General features: G+C 69.5%; 24 protein-coding genes. 12 read left to right on the forward strand and 12 right to left on the reverse strand.

Annotated features, from left to right (window positions below):
• The first annotated feature begins 102 nt into the window (after positions 1 to 102).
• The 5 genes from GKS42_RS14170 to GKS42_RS14190 all read left to right on the forward strand — a co-directional run bounded on the left by GKS42_RS14170 (position 103) and on the right by GKS42_RS14190 (position 4,523).
• Positions 103 to 1,158 (forward strand): DUF6282 family protein, encoded by a 1,056-nt coding sequence (locus GKS42_RS14170; RefSeq protein WP_154794409.1) that lies wholly within the window; start codon positions 103 to 105, stop codon positions 1,156 to 1,158.
• 3 nt (positions 1,159 to 1,161) lie between these two features.
• Positions 1,162 to 1,929 (forward strand): aspartate/glutamate racemase family protein, encoded by a 768-nt coding sequence (locus GKS42_RS14175; RefSeq protein WP_232847676.1) that lies wholly within the window; start codon positions 1,162 to 1,164, stop codon positions 1,927 to 1,929.
• Between the two features lie 34 nt (positions 1,930 to 1,963).
• Complete coding sequence (lipB, locus tag GKS42_RS14180) at positions 1,964 to 2,659, forward strand: lipoyl(octanoyl) transferase LipB (protein ID WP_154794410.1); 696 nt, start codon at positions 1,964 to 1,966, stop codon at positions 2,657 to 2,659.
• Between the two features lie 94 nt (positions 2,660 to 2,753).
• Complete coding sequence (lipA, locus tag GKS42_RS14185) at positions 2,754 to 3,755, forward strand: lipoyl synthase (protein WP_154794411.1); 1,002 nt, start codon at positions 2,754 to 2,756, stop codon at positions 3,753 to 3,755.
• Between the two features lie 54 nt (positions 3,756 to 3,809).
• Positions 3,810 to 4,523, forward strand: coding sequence for a DUF4191 domain-containing protein (locus GKS42_RS14190; RefSeq protein WP_154794412.1), 714 nt, complete (start codon positions 3,810 to 3,812; stop codon positions 4,521 to 4,523).
• 23 nt (positions 4,524 to 4,546) lie between these two features.
• On the opposite strand, the gene GKS42_RS14195 is transcribed toward GKS42_RS14190, so the two are convergent.
• The 3 genes from GKS42_RS14195 to GKS42_RS14205 all read right to left on the reverse strand — a co-directional run bounded on the left by GKS42_RS14195 (position 4,547) and on the right by GKS42_RS14205 (position 7,072).
• Positions 4,547 to 5,719 carry an NAD(P)/FAD-dependent oxidoreductase gene (locus tag GKS42_RS14195; protein ID WP_154794413.1) on the reverse strand — a complete coding sequence of 391 codons (1,173 nt, stop codon included), beginning with the start codon at positions 5,717 to 5,719 and terminating at the stop codon, positions 4,547 to 4,549.
• Positions 5,720 to 5,801: 82 nt separating this feature from the next.
• A complete protein-coding gene (locus tag GKS42_RS14200; protein WP_154794414.1) occupies positions 5,802 to 6,647 on the reverse strand; it encodes a class I SAM-dependent methyltransferase in 846 nt (281 codons plus the stop codon).
• A 32-nt stretch (positions 6,648 to 6,679) separates the two neighbouring features.
• Entirely contained in the window at positions 6,680 to 7,072 is a 393-nt protein-coding gene (locus GKS42_RS14205) for an RDD family protein (RefSeq protein ID WP_154794415.1), read from the reverse strand.
• A 163-nt stretch (positions 7,073 to 7,235) separates the two neighbouring features.
• On the opposite strand from GKS42_RS14205, the gene glnA reads away from it, so the two are divergent.
• From glnA to GKS42_RS14220, 3 genes are all read left to right on the forward strand, one after another.
• Positions 7,236 to 8,660, forward strand: a complete 1,425-nt coding sequence (glnA, locus tag GKS42_RS14210; RefSeq protein ID WP_154794416.1) for a type I glutamate--ammonia ligase — start codon at positions 7,236 to 7,238, stop codon at positions 8,658 to 8,660.
• Positions 8,661 to 8,960: 300 nt separating this feature from the next.
• Positions 8,961 to 9,167 (forward strand): type II toxin-antitoxin system RelE/ParE family toxin, encoded by a 207-nt coding sequence (locus tag GKS42_RS14215; RefSeq protein ID WP_290368059.1) that lies wholly within the window; start codon positions 8,961 to 8,963, stop codon positions 9,165 to 9,167.
• 24 nt (positions 9,168 to 9,191) lie between these two features.
• Entirely contained in the window at positions 9,192 to 9,497 is a 306-nt protein-coding gene (locus tag GKS42_RS14220) for a HigA family addiction module antitoxin (RefSeq protein ID WP_154794417.1), read from the forward strand.
• 144 nt (positions 9,498 to 9,641) lie between these two features.
• Here GKS42_RS14220 and GKS42_RS14225 read toward each other — a convergent pair whose 3' ends face one another.
• Together GKS42_RS14225 and GKS42_RS14230 are read right to left on the reverse strand one after the other, a co-directional pair.
• The gene (locus GKS42_RS14225) at positions 9,642 to 10,217 is read right to left on the reverse strand and encodes a sugar O-acetyltransferase (protein WP_154794418.1); all 576 of its coding nucleotides are present in this window, start codon (positions 10,215 to 10,217) and stop codon (positions 9,642 to 9,644) included.
• Between the two features lie 218 nt (positions 10,218 to 10,435).
• Positions 10,436 to 11,440, reverse strand: coding sequence for a LysR family transcriptional regulator (locus GKS42_RS14230; protein WP_232847677.1), 1,005 nt, complete (start codon positions 11,438 to 11,440; stop codon positions 10,436 to 10,438).
• A 22-nt stretch (positions 11,441 to 11,462) separates the two neighbouring features.
• On the opposite strand from GKS42_RS14230, the gene GKS42_RS14235 reads away from it, so the two are divergent.
• From GKS42_RS14235 to GKS42_RS14245, 3 genes are all read left to right on the forward strand, one after another.
• On the forward strand, positions 11,463 to 12,326 hold the full coding sequence (locus GKS42_RS14235; protein ID WP_154794419.1) for an aldo/keto reductase: 864 nt from the start codon (positions 11,463 to 11,465) through the stop codon (positions 12,324 to 12,326).
• Between the two features lie 45 nt (positions 12,327 to 12,371).
• On the forward strand, positions 12,372 to 13,307 hold the full coding sequence (locus GKS42_RS14240) for an aldo/keto reductase (RefSeq protein WP_154794420.1): 936 nt from the start codon (positions 12,372 to 12,374) through the stop codon (positions 13,305 to 13,307).
• 79 nt (positions 13,308 to 13,386) lie between these two features.
• Positions 13,387 to 14,433, forward strand: coding sequence for an aldo/keto reductase (locus GKS42_RS14245; protein ID WP_154794421.1), 1,047 nt, complete (start codon positions 13,387 to 13,389; stop codon positions 14,431 to 14,433).
• A gap of 24 nt (positions 14,434 to 14,457) precedes the next feature.
• Here GKS42_RS14245 and GKS42_RS14250 read toward each other — a convergent pair whose 3' ends face one another.
• The 6 genes from GKS42_RS14250 to GKS42_RS14275 all read right to left on the reverse strand — a co-directional run bounded on the left by GKS42_RS14250 (position 14,458) and on the right by GKS42_RS14275 (position 19,116).
• Positions 14,458 to 15,078 carry a VOC family protein gene (locus tag GKS42_RS14250; protein ID WP_154794422.1) on the reverse strand — a complete coding sequence of 207 codons (621 nt, stop codon included), beginning with the start codon at positions 15,076 to 15,078 and terminating at the stop codon, positions 14,458 to 14,460.
• Between the two features lie 141 nt (positions 15,079 to 15,219).
• Entirely contained in the window at positions 15,220 to 16,053 is an 834-nt protein-coding gene (locus GKS42_RS14255) for an alpha/beta fold hydrolase (RefSeq protein ID WP_154794423.1), read from the reverse strand.
• A gap of 5 nt (positions 16,054 to 16,058) precedes the next feature.
• On the reverse strand, positions 16,059 to 16,622 hold the full coding sequence (locus tag GKS42_RS14260; RefSeq protein WP_154794424.1) for a dihydrofolate reductase family protein: 564 nt from the start codon (positions 16,620 to 16,622) through the stop codon (positions 16,059 to 16,061).
• A 1-nt stretch (position 16,623) separates the two neighbouring features.
• On the reverse strand, positions 16,624 to 17,520 hold the full coding sequence (locus tag GKS42_RS14265; RefSeq protein ID WP_232847678.1) for an NmrA family NAD(P)-binding protein: 897 nt from the start codon (positions 17,518 to 17,520) through the stop codon (positions 16,624 to 16,626).
• A gap of 1 nt (position 17,521) precedes the next feature.
• On the reverse strand, positions 17,522 to 18,337 hold the full coding sequence (locus GKS42_RS14270; RefSeq protein ID WP_154794425.1) for an alpha/beta fold hydrolase: 816 nt from the start codon (positions 18,335 to 18,337) through the stop codon (positions 17,522 to 17,524).
• 56 nt (positions 18,338 to 18,393) lie between these two features.
• A complete protein-coding gene (locus tag GKS42_RS14275) occupies positions 18,394 to 19,116 on the reverse strand; it encodes a helix-turn-helix domain-containing protein (protein ID WP_154794426.1) in 723 nt (240 codons plus the stop codon).
• Positions 19,117 to 19,416: 300 nt separating this feature from the next.
• Between GKS42_RS14275 and GKS42_RS14280 the strand changes: the two genes are divergently transcribed.
• The gene (locus GKS42_RS14280) at positions 19,417 to 20,721 is read left to right on the forward strand and encodes an erythromycin esterase family protein (RefSeq protein WP_154794427.1); all 1,305 of its coding nucleotides are present in this window, start codon (positions 19,417 to 19,419) and stop codon (positions 20,719 to 20,721) included.
• Here the strand turns inward: GKS42_RS14280 and GKS42_RS14285 are convergent.
• Entirely contained in the window at positions 20,691 to 21,722 is a 1,032-nt protein-coding gene (locus GKS42_RS14285) for a hypothetical protein (RefSeq protein ID WP_154794428.1), read from the reverse strand. The genes GKS42_RS14280 and GKS42_RS14285 overlap by 31 nt on opposite strands.
• Positions 21,723 to 21,795: the final 73 nt, after the last annotated feature.

The following is a 21,795-nucleotide window of genomic DNA, read 5'->3' on the forward strand; positions in this document are numbered from 1 at the left end:
CGCTTTGCACCGAAATCGAGCGCTTGGATCGACACTCGTTGGCATCGGTGGAATGTCGTGTACGGTATACCGCATCCGACCTGACTTCAAGAGAGGTGTTCGATGAGCACAGGTGCCGAGAGCTTCTACAACCGATCGATGGAACTTCCCGACGAGCTTCTGGTCGGGGCGATCGACAGTCATGTCCATGCCGGGCCGGTACTGTCGTCGAACCCCGGGCACCTCGACCCGATCGAGGTCGCCCTGGAGGCCCGTCAGGCGGGCATGCGGGCGCTCGTCTACTACGACGTGTTCGGTGGCTCGTCAGGCACCGCGTGGATGGTGAACCGGCACGTCCCGGGCATCCGCACCTACGGCGCCTACCTGATGAACTCCGGGCACGGCGGCATGAACCCCCGCGCGATCAGGACCGCCTTGGCCATCGAGGGCGGTTGTCGGATGATCAGTTTCGGATCGCACTGCACCTACCACCAGGCATCCCGAGAGTCGACGATCGTCGACGGCAAACGCGTGCCGTTGCATGAGGCGTACCCGAAGTTCGCGAAGGACGAGCTCTCCCGGGCGATCCGGATCCCGACCGAGGGTGACATCAGCGACGAGCTCGGCGAGATTCTCGAACTCGTCGCCGCACGCCCCGAGGTCTACCTCAACACCGGTCATGTCTCCCACGACGAGGTGTTCCGCATCGTCGAACTGGCTCAGGAGTATGACATCGCCAAGGTGCTCGTCTCGCACCCGGCCCGCGGGCAGCTGAGCGTCGACGAGCAGAAGGACCTCGCCGCACAAGGGGTGTTCCTCGAGGGCGCGCTCGTGGACGTCTTCGCGACGCCGTCGCCGCTGACGCACTACTACGCCGAGCGCGAGTACATCGACCGTGGGGCCGAGATCCCCAGCATGAACCGCCCGATGGCCACGTACCTGGAGACGTTGCGTCAGGTGGGCGCGGACCAGGTGGTGCTCTGCACCGACTACGGCGTCCGGAACCTGCCAACGGCGGTACAGGGTATGCGCACCTGGATCACGATCCTTCTCGACTTCGGCTTTCCGCTCGAGGACATTCGCCGGATGACCGCGGACAACCCGGCACGGCTGATCGGGATCGAAGACGATCAGGAGCCGGCCCGGAGCCGGCGCGCGCTCTATCCGCAGGCGGACTGAGGGTTGCACGAAGCACCCGAGGCTGAGGCCGCCCAGCTGCCGCACCGGCGCATCGCCGTCATCAACTGCAACACCTCGTCCGCGATGACCGTGGAGATCGGCCGCGGCGCGGCCGCCGTCGCCGCTCAGGACACGGAGATCATTCCGATGCAGCCGCGCTGGGGCCCCGAGTCCGCGGAGGGCTACCTGGACAGTTTCCTCAGCGCTGCCGCAGTGTTGGAGTTGCTCATCGAGGTCGGCACGAGCGTGGACGCCGTGGTGATGGCCGGGTTCGGCGAGCACGGCCGGGAAGGCGCGCGCGAACTACTGCGCGTCCCCGTCGTCGACATCACCGAGGCCGGAGCGATGCACGCGATGCTCGTGGGCCACCGGTACGGCGTCGTCACCACACTGTCGCGCGTGGCCGCGCAGATCGAGCAGAGCCTCGACGGAGCGGGGTTGGCCGAGCGCTGTGTGGGCGTGGAAGCTGCCGACATCGGGGTACTCCAGGTGTCTGCGCAACCGGACCGAACGGCGGCCGCCTTCGCGGCCGCCGGCCGGCGTGTACTCGACCGCGGTGCGGACGTGATCGTTCTCGGCTGCGCTGGCTTCACGACCCTGCACGAGCGTCTTCGGGTGCTGCTGCCGGTGCCGGTCATCGACCCCGTGGCGGCGGGTGTGGTGATCGCCGAGGGTCTGGTCCGGACCGGGGCTTGCACCAGCAAGGCCGGGCCGTTCGCCGCGCCGCTCGTCAAGGAACGGACCAGGCGCCACCCATCGGTGCCCGTCTGAGTGAGCCCGGTCGCGTGAGTCGTATGGTGTCCTCATGCTGACGCACCGCTGGGGTCTGGGCACCGAGCTCGTGGACTACGAGGAGGCCTGGGCACAGCAGCGGGCGATCCACGACCGTGTGGTCGCCGGCGGCACGGACGAGATGCTGCTGCTCGAGCACGCGAGCGTCTACACGGCAGGCAAGCGCACCGCGAAGTGGGACCGGCCCACCGATGGCACCCGGGTGGTCGACGTCGACCGCGGCGGCCGGATCACCTGGCACGGACCCGGGCAACTGGTGGTCTATCCGATCGTGCGGCTGGTCGAGCCCGTGGACGTGGTCGCCTACGTCCGGGTGCTCGAGCAGGCGATCCTTGACCTGTGCGCCGAGCTCGGCGTCGCCGCCGCGCGCGTCGAAGGGCGCAGCGGGGTCTGGGTCCTGGGGGTCGACGGCGGCCAGGACCGCAAGCTCGCAGCGATCGGGGTGCGCGTGGCCAAGGGCGTGACGATGCACGGCGTCGCCGTGAACGCCTGCCCGGATCTGGTCGCGTTCGACGCGATCGTGCCGTGCGGCATCGAGGACACCGGTGTGATCTCGCTCACGCAGCTGCTCGGCCGGCACGTGAGCGTCACCGAGTGCGCGGACCTGCTCACCCCGCACCTGGCGCGGAACCTCGCGGCGGTGCGGGCCGCCGTCGCCCCTGGCGCGGTGACCGAACAGACCGACGCGAGGGCCGCCGTCGTCCACTAGATGGACCACGCGCCCGCGGCACGCGGCACGGACCGACGGCGGGTCGTAGTGTGAGCGAGAAGCAATCGAACCGATGCAGAAACGGGTGAACCGGGTGACCATCGCGCCAGAGGGACGACGCATGCTTCGGGTGGAGGCGCGCAACTCCGCCGTCCCGATCGAGAAGAAGCCCGAGTGGATCAAGACCCGCGCCACCATGGGCCCGGAGTACACCGAGCTGAAGCAGTTGGTGCGCCGCGAGGGCCTGAACACCGTCTGCGAGGAAGCGGGCTGTCCGAACATCTTCGAGTGCTGGGAGGATCGCGAGGCGACGTTCCTCATCGGCGGCAACCAGTGCACCAGGCGCTGTGACTTCTGCCAGATCGACACCGGCAAGCCGGACGCGTTCGACGCCGACGAGCCGCGCCGGGTCGCCGCCTCGGTGCAGGCGATGGGTCTGAAGTACGCGACCGTCACCGGGGTGGCCCGCGACGACCTGGACGACGGCGGCGCCTGGCTCTACGCGGAGACCGTCCGTCAGATCCACCAGGTCAACCCCGGCACCGGCGTCGAGCTGCTGATCCCCGACTTCAACGCCGACCCCGACCAGCTCGCCGAGGTGTTCTCCTCACGGCCGGAGGTGCTCGCGCACAACCTGGAGACGGTGCCGCGGGTGTTCAAGCGGATCCGCCCCGGGTTCCGGTACGAGCGTTCGCTCGAGGTGATCCGGATGGCCCGGGACGCCGGGTTCGTGACCAAGTCCAACATCATCCTGGGCATGGGCGAGACGTTCGACGAGGCCGCGTCCACGCTGCAGGACATGCACGACGCCGGTTGCGACCTGATCACGATCACCCAGTACCTGCGCCCCTCACTGCGGCACCACCCGGTGGACCGCTGGGTCAAGCCGGAGGAGTTCGTGGCGCTGTCGGAGGAGGCCGAGGACATCGGCTTCCTCGGTGTGATGGCCGGGCCGCTGGTGCGCTCGTCCTACCGCGCCGGACGGTTGTGGGGGCAGGCGATGGCCCGCCGCGGCGAGGCTGTTCCCGAGGCCCTGCAGCACCTGACCGAACCGACCACGGCCCGCCAGGAGGCCGCCTCGCTGCTGCACCGGTGAGCGCCGTCGGGGCGCCCTGAGCTCCCTCGCGCGACCGGTAGGCTTGACCCCATCATGGCGAAGAACTCATCCCCCGACGCGGCGGCCCCGAAACCGAAGAAGAAGCGCTGGTACCACCAGCTGTGGGACGTCTACAAGATGGTCCGCGAGGCGCAGCCGTCGATCACCTGGCTGCTGCTGCTGATCATCGTCGGCGGCACCGCCGTCGGCTTCGGGCTGGGTGTGCTCTTCAACCAGCAGGTCTACTTCACCGTGCTGGCGCTGCCGTTCTCGCTGCTCGGGGCGATGTTCCTGCTCGCCCGGCGGGCCGAGTCGACGGCGTACCGGCGCATCGAGGGCGAGCCCGGCGCGGTCTCGGCTGCATTGGGCACGATCCGGCGCGGCTGGAACATCGAGGAGGAGCCGGTCGTGATCGACCCGCGGACCCAGGACATGGTGTTCCGCGCCGTCGGCAAGCCGGGCGTGGTGCTGATCTCCGAGGGCCCCCCGCACCGCGTGAAGAAGCTGCTCGAGAACGAGCGCCGCCGCACCGCCCGCGTGATCCCGAACGTGCCGTTCGTGCTGCTCGAGTGCGGGCAGGAAGAGGGTCAGATCCCGCTGCCGAAGATCGCCAGCAAGGTGCAGCGGCAGAAGGGCAAACTCACCAAGAACGAGGTGGCCGAGGTCTCCAAGCGGCTGCGCGCGCTGCACCGGAACACGCTGCCGATCCCGAAGGGCGTGGACCCGCGCAAGGCACGGCCGGACCGCAAGGGGATGCGCGGGCGCTGAGCCGGCTCAACCTGCGCCCGGCCCTACCGCCCGGCCTCCACCGGTACCCAGTCCCGCCCGAACCACCGCCGCGCCCGGTCCGCCCCGAACTCCTGCTTCTCGACGCCGTTCGGCAGCGACGGCCCGTCCATCCCACCGAACGGCGCCTGCCCGGGTAGGAAGGTCACGTCGACCTTCGCGACCTGCCCGCCGCCGAACTCCATGTAGCAGATGCCCTGCCCGCCGTATTCGGCGTCGGAGGTGGCGCCGCGGGCCCGCTCGATGAGCTGCGCGGCTACCACCCTCGCCTGGCCCTCCGAGAACACGCCCGCCTTGGGCGTGCCCACGCTCGTCACGTCACCGATCGCGAACACGTCCGGGAACTTCGTCCGCAGAGTCCTCGGGTCCACCGGGATCCAGCCGTCCTCGGTCAGCCCCGCCTCGACCACGACCGGCGGCGCGACGTGCTTGGGCACCGCGAGCAGTAGGTCGAAGCCGATCTCCTCGCCGTCGCCGAGCACCGCGACCCGACGCGCCGGATCCAGCGAGCGCACCAGGGAGCCAGGGTGCCACCCGATCCCCCGCTCCTCGAACGCGGCAAGGATCGCCTCCGACGCCAGGGGCGACGGCGGGATCGGCCTGGGCAGCGGCATCACGAGATCGATACTCGAGCGCCGGCGAAGGCCACGTTCGGTCAGGAAGTCGTGCACCAGCAGCGCGGTCTCGCTCGGCGCGGGCGGGCACTTGAACGGGGTCGAGGTCACGGCGATGACCACCCGGCCGCCGTCGAAGGCGTCGAGCGCATCACGCGCGGCGATCGCGCCCGGCACCGTGTAGAACTCGTGGCCCGCCTCGACCAGGCCGGGCGTCGCGGACGGGTCGAGGTCCGCGCCGAGCGCCACCACGAGCACGTCCGCCGCCAGCGTCTCCCCCGAGTCCAGCGCCACGGTCCGCGCGACCGGGTCGATGCCGACCACCTCGGCGCGCACCATCCGCACGCCCGGATGGGCGACGTCCGCGTACGCCAGCTGGACCCGCTCGGCGCTGGTGCGTCCGAACATGAAATCGAGTTTCGAGAACCCGAACACGAAACTCTCCGCACGGTCGACGAGCGTGGTGTCCACGTCCTCGCCGAGCGCCTCCGAGAGCTTCGACGCCACCTCCAGGCCACCGAAACCGGCGCCGAGGATCACCACCCGCAATCCGGTCTTGGTCACCCGGTCATGTTCGCATCGCGGGCGGAGTCTGGTCTGGCGAACGGGTCAGCCAATCGGAGTCCGGGTGGTCGCCACCCAGGGCTCAGTTGGTCGCCGTGACCAGCCAGGCGCGCGCGACGAACCGGACGACACCGTCGACCATCCGCTCGCGCACCTCAGCTCGTGCCTGCTCGACCGCGGTGTCCCAGCCCGCGGCGCCGAGGCGAGGTTCGAGTTCGGCGCGCAGGGCTCGTCCGGTCTGTCCGCCGAGCACGATCGCCAGCCGCTCCGCCACGCCGTCGCTGCCGTCCACGCCGTAGTCGCAGACGCCGTCGACCGGCTCGACCGCCACGTCGCGCCAGCCCGCGTCCGCGAGCACCTGGCGCACGTGCGCGGCCTCGCCGAGGCCCAGCGGGCCCGGAACGCCCGACGGCGGTGGGCCGGGTGGGTCCGCCAGCCTCGCCAGGAGCGTGCGCAGACCGAGTTCGAACAGATCCCGCTCCTCCTCGCGCCAGCACACGAACGCCAGACGGGCGTCCGGCGCCGCGGCCGTGCGCAGGTTCGCGAAGGCGGCGCACGGGTCGGCGAAGAACATCACCCCGAACCGGGACACGACCCGGTCGAACGGGGCGCCCGGAGCAGCGGCGAAGAGGTCGCCGTCCTGCGCGTCGGCGACGATCACCGAGGCTCCGGGCACCCGGAGCCGGGCCGCGGCGACCATGTTGTCGGAGATGTCGACGCCGACCGGATGCGCACCGGCAGCGGCCGCCGCCTCGAGCAGGGTGCCGGTGCCGCAGCCCACGTCGAGGACGCGCTGACCGGGAGCCAGTTCCGCAGCGGCGAGCACCGCCGTCGTGAAGGGTGCGAACGCGGCGTCGTAGATGCGCTGGTGCCGCACCCAGCCCGCGGAGCCGGACGCCCAGACCTCACGCATGCCCTCGTTGCCCATCCGGCAAGGGTAAGGCGCCGCCCCCGGGCTGGTCAGAGCCGAACGATCCTGGTCTTCGCCCAGATGTCGTGCAGCCCGCGCCCGTCGGGCCCGGTGATCACCGGCGGCAGCACCAGGCCGATCGCCACCGTCCGCACGGCCGCGCGCAGCGGCCCGGGCGCCCCGCCCTCGATCCCGCGCACCCCGATGCCGAGGAACCGGTGCCCGATCGTGAACCCGATGGTCGCGACGAGCAGATACGTCATCAACGCGAACACGCCGAGCGTGGCGAGCGGGTGGTAGTCCAGGAACGCGTAGCTGATGACGCTCGCGAGGGCCCAGTCGAGCGCCAGGGCGACCAGACGCCGACCGAGCGGCGCGTTCGCGACGTTCGCTGCGCCGTCGGGCGTTGCTCTGCCTTTCGTCCCGGCCGGTCCACCACTCATACTTCGAGAGCGTAGTCCCGCGGCGGCTCCGGACGAGACGGCCCGACGGCGCAGGTTGCGTCGCGTTTAACATGGCGGACACATACGGGTCACGGTAGGGAAATGCCGCGCACCTACCGTGTGTCCGAACCCAGGACGGGTGTCCTAGACCAAGGAGCAACGGATGTTCAGTACTGCCGAGGAGGCCATTGCCTTCACCAAGGAGCAGGGCGTCAAGTTCGTCGACGTCCGGTTCTGCGACCTGCCGGGGGTGATGCAGCACTTCAACATTCCGGTCGAGGCCTTCACCGAGGACGCCTTCACCGAGGGGTTGATGTTCGACGGGTCCTCGATCCGTGGCTTCCAGGCCATCCACGAGTCGGACATGAAGCTCGTGCCAGACGTCTCCAGCGCGTTCGTGGACCCGTTCCGCGCGCAGAAGACCCTGGTGGTCAACTTCTCCATCGTGGACCCGTTCACCGACGAGCCCTACTCCCGCGACCCGCGCAACATCGCGGCCAAGGCCGAGGCCTACCTCGCCTCCACCGGCATCGCGGACACCGTCTACTTCGGCGCCGAGGCCGAGTTCTACATCTTCGACGACGTGCGCTTCTCGACCAGCGCGCAGCACTCCTTCTACTACCTCAACTCCAACGAGGCCGCGTGGAACACCGGCCGCGAGGAGGAGGGCGGCAACCTGGGGTACAAGACCCGCTTCAAGGGCGGCTACTTCCCCGTCTCCCCCAACGACCAGATGGCGGACCTGCGCGACTCGATGGTCACCCAGCTGCAGGAGGTCGGCCTCGAGGTCGAGCGTGCGCACCACGAGGTGGGCACCGCCGGCCAGCAGGAGATCAACTACCGCTTCGACAGCCTGCGCGCGGCCGCCGACGACGTGATGAAGTTCAAGTACGTCGTCAAGAACGTCGCCTGGGAGGCCGGCAAGTCCGCCACGTTCATGCCCAAGCCGCTGTTCGGTGACAACGGTTCCGGCATGCACTCGCACCAGAGCCTGTGGAAGAACGGCGAGCCGCTGTTCTACGACGAGCGCGGCTACGGCGGCCTGTCCGACATCGCCCGCTGGTACATCGGCGGGCTCCTCAAGCACGCCCCGTCGCTGCTGGCGTTCACGAACCCGTCGGTGAACTCCTACCACCGCCTGGTCCCCGGCTTCGAGGCCCCGGTCAACCTGGTCTACTCGGCGCGCAACCGCTCCGCGTGCATCCGGATCCCGGTCACCGGCACCTCGCCGAAGGCCAAGCGGGTCGAGTTCCGCGTGCCGGACCCGTCGTCCAACCCCTACCTCGCGTTCTCCGCGATGCTGATGGCCGGCATCGACGGCATCAAGAACCGCATCGAGCCGCCGGAGCCGGTCGACAAGGACCTGTACGAGCTGCCGCCCGAGGAGCACGCGCAGATCGCCCAGGTGCCGGACTCGCTGCCCGCCGTGCTGGACGCGCTCGAGGCCGACCACGACTTCCTCACCGAGGGCGACGTGTTCACCCCCGACCTGATCGAGACGTGGATCGACTACAAGCGCTCCAACGAGGTCGACGCGCTGCGGTTGCGCCCGCACCCGCACGAGTTCGAGCTGTACTACGACATCTGATCCGAGGGTTTTCACCCTCTGTCAGTAGTCGCCGAGAACGGCCTCTGACCTGCACAAACGTCTTTCACCGTTTGTCAGCGTCAGGGGTCGTTCTTCGTTGGCCTGCGGCCGAGCGCGAGCGTCATGACAGCCGATCGCACGCTCGGAGCACCCATCAGTCGAAGTAGTCCTACTCTCACCCACTAACGTTTGCCGTTAGTATCGTCACGCGTTAGTACAGTCCCGTGATCCGGTCCTTCAAGAACACCGACACGGAGAAGGTCTGGAACCGCGAAACACGTCCGATCACTCGGACCCGAACTGCAACGCGCCGCGCAGAAGAAGCTCCGCCTCCTCAACGCGGCCTCCGAACTGAACAGCCTGCGGGTGCCACCCGGCAACCGCTTGGAGAAGCTGGTCGGCGACCGTGCCGGCCAACACTCCATCCGCATCAACGACCAATACCGGATCTGCCTCGTCTGGACCGATACCGGCCCGGCCGACGTCGAGATCACCGACCACCACTGATCAACCAAGGAGAGGAGACCGATCATGACTGCGACAACCAAGGCACACGACCCGATCACTCCCGGCGAGATCCTGCTGACCGAGTTCCTGGAGCCGCTGGGCATCACGCAGTACCGCCTCGCCCAGGCCACCGGTCTCCCCCAGACCCGGATCAGCGAGATCGTTCGCGGCAAGCGCGCCATCACCACAGACACCGCCCTGCGCCTGTCCAAGGCATTCGGCGTCGACGACCGGTTCTGGATCAACATCCAGACCGACTACGACCTCGAGGTCGAGCGCGACCTGCACGCCGACGAACTGGCAAAGGTGACCGCCCTGGTGGCGAGCTGAAAGTCGGCCGCCGGAGGCCCCCGCCGTCGGACCGAGGTTGCTCGGGCCGGCGGCGCTTCCGCGTCAGATCAGGGCAAATGGCCGACGGCGGAGCCTTGGTTGAGCGGACGGCCGGAGGCTGGGTGTGGCTCACCTCCGCGCCGGTCAGGCGTCGAACCCGGTCGCCCGGATCATCCTGGCCGGAACCCCCGCGACGATCGTGTTCGCGGGGACGTCCCTGGTGACCACTGCTCCGGCCCCGACGATGGCGCCGTCCCCGATCGTCACGCCGGGCACCACCGTGACGTTGGCGCCGAGCCACACGCTCCGGCCGATCACGACCGGCGCCGGGATCATGTCCCCGCGCCGGGCCGGGTCGACGCCGTGGTTCAGCGTGGTCAGGGCGCAGCCGTGTCCGATCAGCGCCCCGTCCCCGATCGTGATCCCGCCCGTGTCCTGGAAGGTGCAGCCCATGTTGATGAAGACGTCCTTGCCGAGGGTCAGGTTCTTGCCGAACTCGCAGTAGAACGGCGGGAACACGGTGACGGACTCGTCGACCACCCGTCCGGTCAGTTCCGAGAGGAGGGCCTGCACCTCGTCGGCTGGGTGGTAGCCACTGTTGAGGTCGGCGACGATCCGGAGGGCATCCTGCGCGACCCGGTGCATCAGCAGGTGCGCCGGCGAACCCGCCTCGATGAGGGCACCGGAGCGTACGTGATCCAGGAACGCGGGCAGGTCCATGGGCCCTGACCATAGCTCGCCGGTCGGGGAGCCACCCGCGCAGAGTCGCTGCGACCGTACAGCTCACGTCCGCTCTGGGACATCATCAGTTGTGGCAGGGACTTCCTCACCATCGAGGACCCAGCGAACACCCCTCGGGGTGTCGACTCGTCATGCCCGCCGCCTGGCCGACTCCGGGGCCCGCGATCTTCGCGACCTGCCGCTGGGCCCCGAGCGAGTCAGGCGCCCTCAGCGCGCAGCTGGGCCGGCTCCGGGATCACCTGTGGCGAGCCTTGGGCTGGGTCGAGCAGGTCGAGCAGCCTTGCTGCTGAGGCATCGGCCTGATTGGCGGAGACGACGGAGACGACCCACTCAGGTGTCGACGCGCGTGGTAGGTGGACCACTGTGAGACCGGCGGCTTGGGGCTTCTCCGCCACATGTTGCGGTACGAGCGCGATTCCGAGGCCGCGATGGATCAGGTCGAGGAGCGTGTGGATGTCATCGACGGTGCACCGGACTCTTCTCGAGACCCCATGTGCCGAGCAGGCCGCGTCGTTGAGGGATCGCACCCCCCACGACTCGCGGAAGTCGATGAACTCGTGATCGCGTAACTCGGCCCATTCCACGCCCCCGGTGACCCCGAGGGGATGCCCCGGTGGTACCAGCAGTACCACCGGCCGCCGCCCGAGCTCCGCACTGTGGGCGGTGGCCAGGTGCTCGGTCGTGGCAACGAACGCGACGTCCAGCTCGCCTGTGCGGACCTGCGAGACGAGGTCATGCGAGCCGGCCTGGGTGAAGTTGATGTCGACGAGCGGGTACCGGCGATGGAACCGCTCCAGCAGCGGTGGCACGTCGACGATGCCGAGGCACTGCTCGGCACCGACATGCAGCCTGCCGGAGAGCGAATGGGTCGCACGCACGACGGCGTCGCGGCCCGCGGCCGCCTGTGCGAGCGTCGCCCGCGCGAACGGCAGCAGAGCGAGCCCGGCATCCGTGGGATCCACGCGGCGGGTGGTACGGGTGAAGAGCGGTGTGCCGAGCTCGTCCTCGAGGTTGCGGATCGCGGCGGACAGACCCGACTGCGAGACACGGCAGACAGCCGCTGCGCGGGTGAACTGCTGTTCATCCGCGAGGGCGACGACGTATTCCATCTGCCTGAGATCCATTGATCGATGTCCTTTCTGAATCGCATCACAACTAGTTGTTTTACTTCTACCCTGTCGCTCCCTAGCGTAGATGTACAAGGCATCGAACGAAGGGCACGTCTTGCAGCAACGAAACCTGGGCACGCACTCCGTCAGCGCGATCGGACTCGGCGGCATGCCGATGTCGATCGAAGGGCGACCCGATGCGGCCCGGTCGATCGCAACGATCCACGCAGCCCTCGACGCCGGCGTCACGCTCATCGACACCGCCGACGCCTACCACCGTGATGCCGGCGAGGTCGGCCACAACGAAGAGCTCATCGCCCGAGCGCTGCGCAGCTACCCCCGATCGGCCGATGAGGTGCTCGTTGCGACCAAGGGCGGGCACGTGCGCCCCGGTGACGGCACCTGGACCCTGAACGGTCGGCCGGACCACCTGAAGGAGGCGGCCAGAACGTCAGCGGGCCGGCTCGGCGTCGAGGCGATCGGTCTCTACCAGTTCCACCGGCCCGACCCCGACGTCCCCTACGCGGACTCGATCGGCGCGCTTCGCGAGCTCCTCGATGAGGGCGTGATCATGATGGCGGGCATCTCGAACGCCACCATCGCTCAGATCGACGAGGCCAACGAGGTGCTCGGAGGGCGTCTGGTCTCGGTCCAGAACCAGTTCTCGCCGGCCTTCCGCTCCAGCCTGGTTGAACTCGACCACTGCGCTGCTCTCGGCGTCGCGTTCCTGCCCTGGTCGCCGCTGGGCGGCATCAGCCGCGCGGCCGCGGTGGGCGAGCGCCACACGGCGGTCCAGTCCGTCGCGGACGCGCACGGGGTGAGCCCCCAGCAGATCGCGCTCGCATGGGAACTGTCTCTGGCGCCGGTCGTCATCCCCATCCCAGGCGCCTCCCGCCCCACCAGCATCACCGACTCGGTCCAGGCCAGCGAACTGGTTCTGGACGCCGACGAACTCGCCGCCCTGTCGAGCATCGACTGACCCTTCGCCGCGCCACAGCACAACCCCTCTGAAAGGACATCCTTCGTGAAGACTCTCACTCTGCCGGGGACCGAGATCGTCGCTCCCAACGTCGTGCTCGGCCTGATGCGCATCGCCGACAAGACCGACGAGGAGGTGCGTGAACTGGTCGGCACCGCCCGCGACGCCGGCATCGACTTCTTCGACCACGCCGACGTCTACGGCAACGATCTGCACGGGTGCGAGCGCCGCTTCGCCGAGGCGATGCAACTGACCCCGTCGCAGCGCGACGAGATCACCATCCAGACGAAGGCGGGAATCGTACGGGAAGGTCCCTACTTCGACTTCTCCTACGAACACCTCATCGAGTCCGTCGACGGGTCCCTCGCAGCCCTGCAGACCGACCACATCGACATCCTGCTGCTGCACCGCCCCGATGCACTCGTCGAACCGGAAGAGGTCGCCCGGGCGTTCGACGAGCTCCAGTCCTCCGGCAAGGTGCGTGCCTTCGGTGTGTCGAACCAGACGCCGCGGCAGATCGACCTGCTACGCAAGTACGTGCGCCAGCCGATCGTTGCCAACCAACTGCAACTGTCGATCACGCACGAGCCCATCATCGCCCAGGGCGTCGCCGCGAACATGCTCGCCGAGCAGCAGTCCGTCACTCGCGACGGCGGCGGCATCCTCGACTACTGCCGCCTCCACGACATCACGATCCAGGCGTGGTCCCCGTTCCAGGCCGGCTTCTTCAACGGTGTGTTCCTCGGCTCGCCCGACCACCCGGAACTCAACGCCGTGATCGACCGCCTCGCCGCCCGCTACGACGTCCCGCCGATCGCGATCGCGACGGCGTGGATCACCCGCCACCCGGCCCAGATGCAGGTCGTGCTCGGGACGACGAACCCCGAGCGTGTCGCAGGCGCCGCGCAAGGTTCCGAGATCCCGCTGACCCGGGCCGAGTGGTACGAGCTGTTCCGCGCCTCCGGGCACCTCGTTCCGTAGCGGCCGTCCCACGTCAGGGTGCCCGCAACGCCAGTCGTCAGCGAGCACCACCCACCATCCAGCACCAGGAGAACGTGTCATGACTCAGGACTCCGTCACCTACCGCACCCTCGGCCGCAGCGGTGCTGCCGTCTCCACCCAAGCGCTCGGCACGATGACATTCGGCGCCGAGGCCGACGAGGCCACGTCGCACGCACTGCTCGACGCCTACGTCGCCGCGGGTGGCAACTTCATCGACACCGCCGACGTCTACAGCGCCGGGGTCAGTGAGGAGGTCATCGGCCGGTGGCTGGCCACCCACCCCACCGAGGCCAACCAGCTCGTGCTCGCGACCAAGGGGCGCTTCCCCACGGGCGTGGGCCCCAACGACCTCGGAACCTCCCGGCGCCATCTTCGAGCCGCCCTCGACGCCTCGCTGCGCCGGCTCGGCGTCGATCACGTCGATCTCTACCAGCTGCACGCATGGGACGCGATCACCCCCGTGGACGAGACGCTGCGGTTCCTCGACGACGCCGTCACGGCCGGCAAGATCGACTACTACGGGTTCTCGAACTTCACCGGCTGGCAGCTCACCAAGGCCGTCCACATCGCGCGAGCGCAGGGCTGGGCGCTGCCCGTGACGCTCCAACCGCAATACAACCTCCTCGTCAGAGGGATCGAGCTCGAGATCGTTCCGGCCGCCCTCGACGCCGGCATCGGCCTGTTGCCGTGGTCACCGCTCGGTGGTGGCTGGCTCAGCGGGAAGTATCGCCGTGATCAGACGCCCAGCGGTGCGACGCGTCTCGGCGAGAACCCGAACCGCGGAATGGAGGCCTGGGACAAGCGCAACGCTGACGAGCGCACCTGGCGGGTCATCGACGCGGTCACCGCCGTGGCCGACGAGCACGGGGTGACACCGTCGCAAGTGTCACTGGCTTGGGTCGCCGCACAGCCCGGGGTGACGTCGGTCATCCTCGGCGCCCGAACGCTCGAACAGCTCGGCGACAACATGGCCGCCGCCACGCTTGCCCTGACCGCCGAGCAACTCGATCGACTCACCGCCGCAAGTGCCCCAGACATCGAGGACTATCCCTACGGCGTGGGAGGCACGCAACAACGCCACCGCAACCTCGGCGGCGGACGCTAGAACCGTACGCTCTGCGCGCCAGCGTCAGGCAACGCGTTGCGGCACGGCCTCCCACTCGTACCCGTCCGCGTCGGTGAACGGGTCCGCATCGGTCCCGATCGCCAGCCGGTGGGACCCCGAGCCTTCCGGGGACCGGCCGACCTCCTTTGCCGCCGACTTGCGCGGGTACAGGGCCAGCGTGATCCCACCCGAGGCCGAGCCGAACTCCGCGTACTTGCCGCCGAAGCTGCGGGTCGCCTCGAATCCGTGCTCCACGTAGGAACGCTTGCTCGCCTTCACGTCGGCGACACCGAGCAGAAGCACGATCTCATCGAACGCGGGGGCAGCCGGACCCGTGTCCTTCTTCGCCGAGCTCGCGAACTTCCAGATCGCACCGTCGGGCGACTCGAGGATGGCGCCATAGCCCCAGAAGGACTTCTCTGCCGGCTTGAGCACCCTCGCACCGGCGTCGACGGCGGCGCTCACCAGCGCGTCGACGTTGCCCGGCTGCGCGGTCACCAGGGAGATGGAGTACCCGCGGAAGCCCTGGCTCGGCGCGCCACCGGCGCGCACGCCGATCCGCTCGCTCACGCCGAGGGCGTCACACACGGCGGCCGTTGCCGGCGGGTCGGTGGACTCGAGGGTCAGGGACGTGATGGAGCTCATCGGATTCACCTGTTCTGGTCGACTGGGCCGGAGCGCCGAATCAACCGACGAGGTGGCGATCTGGCGTTTCCACCACGCTAGGTCGGCGCCAGTGGCCGGTGCTTCTCGATTCCTGACCAGCCTCCGACCCGTGGGGGCCTCTCATGGCGCGGGCTGCACGGGGCGATGCACCAGCTCTCGCAGGTGACGGGCCAGCAGGTCCGGCTGATCGAGCGGCACGAGGGTCGCCGCGTCCGGGATGCGCACGAGCTCGGCGTCGGGCAACAGGTCCGCCAGGCGCGGGCCGTGCTCGGCGGGCATCATGCGGTCGTCCTCGGCCCACGCCACGAGGGCGGGACCGGTGAACGCGGCCAGTCCGTTGGACCAGTCCCGAGTGGCGGGGATCGGGAACCGGGCGCTGAACCGGCGCAGGTCCTCGCGGATGCCCGCCTCGCGTGAGGGTTCGAACCATCGACGCATGCGTTCGTCCGGGATGGGATGGGCGGCCATCGAGGCGGCGAGCCGGCGCCGCACCGCCCGCACCTTCGTCAGCTGCCCCTGGACGGCGAGCCCACCGGGGATCCTGGCCATTCGCGCCAGCATGCGCCCCGGTTGCCCGGCGGGCACGTTGTCGAACGCCTCACAGGCGACCAGGGCAAGCCGGCTGACCCGATCGGCGAGGCCCAGCTCGACGATGATCTGCGCGCCACCCCAGTCGTTGAGCACCAGCGTCACGTCATGCAGGTCGAGCGCGACGAGCAGGTCCGCCACGAGCCGGGTCAGTGACTCGTTGGTCAGGTCGTTCCCGGGTGCCGGTCGGCGGTGTGCCCCGAGCGGCAGGGTCGGGGCGATGCACCGCATGTCCGGCAGCCGCTCGATCACCCCGGCCCAGATGCTGGCGTCCAGGAGTGGCCCGTGCAGAAGCACCAGCGCGGGTCCCTCGCCGCCGGTGTCGGTGACGTCGAGGGTCGCGGTCTGCAGGTCGATCGCAGTCATGGCCGTCACCGGATGCGCTGGTGGATGGTGACCAGCACGCCGTCGCCGTACGTCGTCGCCTCGGTCAGCCTCCAGGTGCTCTTGTCGGGTGTCTGCGTCCACAGGGTCCGGCCGAACCCGAGGATGACCGGCGAGACCATCAGGTGGATCTCGTCCACCAGGTCGTGCGCGAGCAGGCCCTGGGCCAGCTGGATGCTTCCGGCCACGGAGATCTCGCCGTCGACCTCCGTCCTGAGCCGGGACACGTCCTCGACGAGGTCGCCCGAGAGCACGGTCGTGTTGGTCCACGTCGGGTCGGTGAGGGTGCTGGAGACGACGTACTTCGGCATGCTGTTGTACTTGTCGGCGAGCTCGCCCTCGTACTGCGGCCAGGCCTGGGCGAACCCCTCGTAGGTCTTGCGACCGAGAAGCAGCGCAGCGGACTGGAGCGCTTCGACCTCCTTGAACCGCTCGCCCTCGGCGCCGCGGTCCACCATGAAGCTCCAGTCCGGGTACTTGAAGTCCTCGCCTCCGGGTGCCTCCACGACTCCGTCGATGGAGATGAACTCGGTGATCACGATCTTGCCCATGTCAGTTCTCCTTGATCCTGTCGCCGGAACCCACTGTGTCGAGGAGCCGGTCGAGGGTGGCGTCGAAGCCGGTGTGCACCTCGACGCTCCGGTCCCCTCGCGGTGCCAGCAGCCCTTGCTCGTCGGCGCGATAGAGGTCGGCGACGCTCGTTGCGATGTGCGGGCGCAAGCCCGCGTCCTCCAGTGCGCCGGCCCAGGCCTCATCGGGAAGCGTGGCGACGTGGAGCTGCCGGCCGAGCGCCGCACCGAGCGCAACGGCGACCGCGCGCTCGGTGTACGCGGGGCCGATGATGTCGACCGCTTCGCTCGCGGCAGGCGGCGAGAGGAGTGCGTCGGCGGCGACGGCCCCGATGTCCTGGGTGGCGACCATCGGCTGCGCAACGTCGGCGGATGCTGCGAACACCGGGTAGACACCGCTCCCGCGTGCGACCTCGATCAGGTCGGTGACCTTCTCCTGGAAGTGGCCGGGACGCAGGGCCGTCAGGGTCGTTCCGGTCGCGAGCAGCGCCTGCTCCAATCGGTGCAGTCCGGTGATCGGCCCGGTTCCTTCGGCCAGATCGGCCCCGCCGGAGGAGAGCATGACCACATGCGGCACCTGTCGGTCGGCGACCGCACCGGCGATCGAGTCGATCAACCGATCGGCGTGCACGTCGAGGTCGTCGACGGTCAGGTCGAACGGCAGCAGCACGAAGAGTCCCGAGCAGCCGTCGAGCGCTTCGCCCAGGCCGGCCCGGTCATCGAGGGTGACCACACGCGCTTCGGCACCCCGTGCCTGCCAGGCCTCGGCATCGGCCTGACGGCGAACCAGGACTCGAACGTGCGCACCCGCGGCGAGCAGGCTTCTCGCCGTGGCCGATCCGACGCGGCCGGTCGCTCCTGCGACGACGATCGTGCCCACGTCAGTTCTCCTCGATGAAGGTGCGTAGCGCGTCGGCGAGCACCTCGGGGGTGGTGCTGTGTTCCTCACCGGGCACCGGCTTGAGGGTCGCGGTGGGCAGGTGCGCGGCGATCGCCCGCGCCGCGTCGGCGAGGAACGGCCAGGTGTCGATGCCGTGCATGGCCAGCACGGGTACCTCGACCCGGTCCCAGAGATCGGCACGCAACGGCCTGCCGGACATGGCGTCGCCGACCTGACGGCCGTCGTAGGCGATCGTCGGGGCGATCGCCTCGAGGCCTGGCCAGAAGTCCTCGTCCCGCATCCCGGCGACCATCTCCTCCGGCATCATCACGGCCGCGGTCATGAACAGGGCAACGGCATCGCCCGGCCTGCCGTCGGCCACGGCAGCCTCGAGGCGCTCGACGTAGTCCGGAGGCAGCGGCGGCCGTGAGTCGTCGGTCACGGCGTTCGCCTCGAACACCGCCAGCCGCGCGATCGGGACGCCGGACTGGGCGGCGTTCAGGGCCAGGTTGCCTCCGGACGACCAGCCGAACACCGTCGCCGGACGGCCGTGGCCGGCCTGGTCGATGATCGCTGCGAGGTCTTCGAACTCACGCCCGACGGCGTAGGGCAGCTTGTCGCCGCTCTCGCCGCGTCCGCGGCGGTCGTAGTTGATGACGAGGAACTCCTCGGCGAGCAGGTCCGCCGTCCTCTCGTTCTCGGGGGTGCTGGCGCGGTAGGCGGTCGCGCCGTCGATGATGACGATCGGATCGCCGTCACCCCACGCCGTGTAGGCGATGGTGGTGCCGTCGACCGAGGTGACAGTGCCGTCGGACATTGATGCTTCTCCTCATTGTTGGGATTCGCGGTGTCGATCACCGCGATGAGTTGACGTTAGGAATCCACCGGGTCCCGTGGCTTGTACAGGAGCGACATCGGCTCGGCGGCGGCGTCGCGCTGCTGGAGCTGGGTAGCGGTGCGGCCGATGAACCGCTGTAGCGACCGCGCCAGATGCGGCTGGTCGTAGTAGCCGAGCCGGTGCACGGCGTCGAGTGGTGCGGCGCCCTCGCCGAGCAGCACGGCCGCTTCCCGCGCCCGGTGGATCTGCCGGATCGCCCCCTGGGTGAGCCCGGTCGCCGCGGCCACCCGGCGTTGCACCGACCGCGAGCCCACCTTCGCGATGCCGCCCCACACCACCTCGTCCACGAGCGGGTCCCGGACGAGCACACCGGCGCCGACCAGCTTGCGGACCAGGAGCTCGGCATCGTCGAGGTCGGGGATCTCCCACGCCTCGTCCCGCAGCTCGAACGTGCGCCCGGTGACGCGCGGGCTCTCCAGCTCGCTGTCGACGAGGCCGGCGATCGGCAGGTGCGGCATGGACGTCCCGTGCGCGAACGTGATCCCGAATGCCTCGGAGTCGCCGGCGATCGGTACCGTGGAAGCGGTCGTCTCCGGGCCCCGGACGGCGGCATGGACCACACCCTCGTCCTCCCAGAACACGAGCTCCCAGGTCGACGTCGCGACCGAGGTCATGGTCCCGACACCGCAGGTGCGACCGCGCCAGACCCGGTCCACATAGGGCGAGTCAGAGCCACGGTGGACGCTCTCGATCTGCATGCCACACCTTTCGACAGGAGTGCGGGAACCAGCGAAGATCCGTTGACGATATGGGCGCGTCAGCCGGCCCGCGTCGGCTGTTGAACGTAAGCGCCGCTACGTCGCCCGACGTACCCGAGCACGCCAGGTGATGCTCCCGCGATCAGCCTCTCCTCGGAAGTGCCGAAGCCGGCCCGGTCCGCGTCCGGGCCGCATCGACGTACGTCACACGACGTAGGCGAAGTGTCGCGGCTCGCGGTACCCGGTCGGTCCCCGGACGCGCGAGCGTAGATCGTCAACGAATCGATCAAGGAGGTCATCATGAAAATCCGCCGCACCGCGTTCGGCCTCGCCGCCGGCGTGCTCGCGCTCGCCCTGCTCGCACCGGCCGTACCCGCGCACGCATCGCCGCCGACATCGACATCATCGGTCACGCGATGGGCCGAGTGTCACGCCGTCGCCGTCCCCGACGATCCGGACCGACCGGGTCGCGATCTCACGGCGATCGCTCGCGCCACCGCCGGCGCGGACGTGATCGGGCTCGGCGAACCCGGCCACACGATCGGCGAGGTCACCACGCTGCAGGCCCGTTACCTGCGCCACCTCGTCACCCACGAACGGGTCCGGGCGATCGCGTTCGAGATGGACTGGACGCTCGCCCTCAGCGTCAACGACTATGTGCTCGGCGTCCGCGACGACCTCGACGCCGTGCTCGACGTGCAGGAGCGGATCTGGCAGACCGCCGAGGTGCGCGACGTGCTCGAGTGGCTTCGCCACTACAACGACACGCACTCCGACGACGTCCGGGTGGCCGGATCCGAGTACTTCGCGACCGGCCAGGCCGCCTACGACGCTGTCGAGGCCTACGTCGCCGCCAACGCACCCGACCGGATGGCCGAACTCCTGAGGCACTTCGAGTGGGTGCGACCGGACCCGGACGTCGACATCGGCACCCACCTGGGCGAGTACCTCGCGATCGTGGACAAGGCGCCCTACGTGGAGGCCGCAGCCGCGGTCGAGAGCCTCGTCGAGGCGATCGGAGCCAGCGACGGACACGACCTCGCCGCGCACCACGCCCGGCAGATCCACTCCTGGTATGAGGGCTTCAGTCTGGCGTGGGGCGAGATTCCGGACTACCGGGACGCCCGAGCCGCGGAGAACGTTCGCTGGTGGCAGCAGCACACGGGGGCCCGCACCATCTACTGGGCGGTGTCGGCGCACGTCGCCGACGCCCCGCAGCTGACGATCACCGAGCCGGGTGAGCCGGACATGACCCTGGCAAGTGCCGGGTCCCACCTCGAGGACTGGTACGGGCGAGGCTATGTGACCATCGGGTTCACCTTCGACCACGGCACCTACCTCACCGACGCCGGCGCGACGATCGAGTTGCCGCCGGCGACTCCTGGCTGGTTCGAGCAGCCGCTCGCCGACGTCAGGTACGCCCAGTTCGTGCTCAGGCTCGACCGACACGTCCCACGGCCGGTGCGCGACTGGCTCGATGCCCCGCTGACGACCCGGGGCCTGCCCGAGTACGGAAGCGAGTCCGTCGCCCACGGCGGCACGCTCCGGGATTGGTTCGACGTCCTCGTCCACACTCAAGAGGTCACCCCCGCCGAACGCCTGTGAGCACCGGTGTCGTGGTCGGTCGTCACCGCGGCCGACCGCGACAGCAGGTCGGAGAGCCGCCGACGGCGTTGGTAGGACAGCGCGGCGAACGCCAGCGACACACCCCACAACGGCCAGAGCAGGTGCGGTAGCGACACCAATGGAGACCCGAGGACCCGGTCCCAGGCCCCAACGGGGGCCTCGAGCATGCCGATCAGGACGGCTCGCGACGCGGCCAGCACCAGACCGGCGACGGCCATCGCCGGGATCACGGCGAGGTCCACGGGTACCCGGCGCCCCGCGAGTCCCACCATCCAGCGTGGGAACCGCTCACCCCAGGGGCGCATGAGTCCCCAGGTCAGGATCGCGCCCGTGATCGAGGCGAAGGCCAGGCCCAGCCCAGCGAGCCGGGTCATCTCGTCGAACCCACCGAAGCCCGGTGCCTCGACGAACATCAGGAGCCGGCTCGCCGCGTACACCAGCGGCGCCTCCATGGCGATCATGGTCCACCGGCGGTTCCGCGCGGTGGCCGCAGCCAGCGCGGACCGGACGTCGGCGGGCGGTTCGGCGGGTGCCCGCCGCCGCACCGCGAGCAGCAGCGCCACGACACCGACGGCGACCGACACCTGCACGCCGAGGCCCGGCGAGGCGAGATCGGCCACCGCATCGGTGTTGCCGGCGATCAACCTCCCGATGAGCATCGGCAGATAGCCGAGCAGCATCAACAGGGTGTGGTCGAGGGTCAGCAGCCCGAGGATCGCGGCGGCACCCACCACGACACGGCGCGCCGGCCATCGCCGGTCGGCGTCGCCCACAACGGCGGCGAACCCTGCCAGGAAGGCGCCCGCGACGAGCACGCTCCAGATGCCACCGGCGGTATCGCCGAACGGTGCGAGTGCGCCGCCGAAGTTGTCGCCCGGGTCGGCGAGGGGATGCGGTGTGTCGGCGCCGAAGCCGCGGGCTGCGGCCCAGGTCAGCATGAGGGGCGCGATCAGGACAGGAAGTGCGGTGCGGATCATCATGGCGACCAGCCTTGTTCGCCGTCGGCGTGGACGGCCTCCGCCTGAAGTGCCGAGGCCCTCCCCCGAAGGTTGG

This window comes from Occultella kanbiaonis (genome assembly GCF_009708215.1).
Classification (GTDB): domain Bacteria; phylum Actinomycetota; class Actinomycetes; order Actinomycetales; family Beutenbergiaceae; genus Occultella; species Occultella kanbiaonis.

Coding starts and splice junctions, on each gene's coding strand:
- GKS42_RS14205 (WP_154794415.1), bottom strand. CDS start 7,072: ATGAGTGGTGGACCGGCCGGGACGAAAGGCAGAGCAACGCCCGACGGC.
- GKS42_RS14250 (WP_154794422.1), bottom strand. CDS start 15,078: ATGAGCTCCATCACGTCCCTGACCCTCGAGTCCACCGACCCGCCGGCA.
- GKS42_RS14225 (WP_154794418.1), bottom strand. CDS start 10,217: ATGGACCTGCCCGCGTTCCTGGATCACGTACGCTCCGGTGCCCTCATC.
- glnA (WP_154794416.1), top strand. CDS start 7,236: ATGTTCAGTACTGCCGAGGAGGCCATTGCCTTCACCAAGGAGCAGGGC.
- GKS42_RS14280 (WP_154794427.1), top strand. CDS start 19,417: ATGAAAATCCGCCGCACCGCGTTCGGCCTCGCCGCCGGCGTGCTCGCG.
- GKS42_RS14275 (WP_154794426.1), bottom strand. CDS start 19,116: ATGCAGATCGAGAGCGTCCACCGTGGCTCTGACTCGCCCTATGTGGAC.
- GKS42_RS14220 (WP_154794417.1), top strand. CDS start 9,192: ATGACTGCGACAACCAAGGCACACGACCCGATCACTCCCGGCGAGATC.
- GKS42_RS14285 (WP_154794428.1), bottom strand. CDS start 21,722: ATGATGATCCGCACCGCACTTCCTGTCCTGATCGCGCCCCTCATGCTG.
- GKS42_RS14200 (WP_154794414.1), bottom strand. CDS start 6,647: ATGGGCAACGAGGGCATGCGTGAGGTCTGGGCGTCCGGCTCCGCGGGC.
- GKS42_RS14260 (WP_154794424.1), bottom strand. CDS start 16,622: ATGGGCAAGATCGTGATCACCGAGTTCATCTCCATCGACGGAGTCGTG.
- GKS42_RS14170 (WP_154794409.1), top strand. CDS start 103: ATGAGCACAGGTGCCGAGAGCTTCTACAACCGATCGATGGAACTTCCC.
- GKS42_RS14255 (WP_154794423.1), bottom strand. CDS start 16,053: ATGACTGCGATCGACCTGCAGACCGCGACCCTCGACGTCACCGACACC.
- lipB (WP_154794410.1), top strand. CDS start 1,964: ATGCTGACGCACCGCTGGGGTCTGGGCACCGAGCTCGTGGACTACGAG.
- GKS42_RS14190 (WP_154794412.1), top strand. CDS start 3,810: ATGGCGAAGAACTCATCCCCCGACGCGGCGGCCCCGAAACCGAAGAAG.
- GKS42_RS14270 (WP_154794425.1), bottom strand. CDS start 18,337: ATGTCCGACGGCACTGTCACCTCGGTCGACGGCACCACCATCGCCTAC.
- GKS42_RS14245 (WP_154794421.1), top strand. CDS start 13,387: ATGACTCAGGACTCCGTCACCTACCGCACCCTCGGCCGCAGCGGTGCT.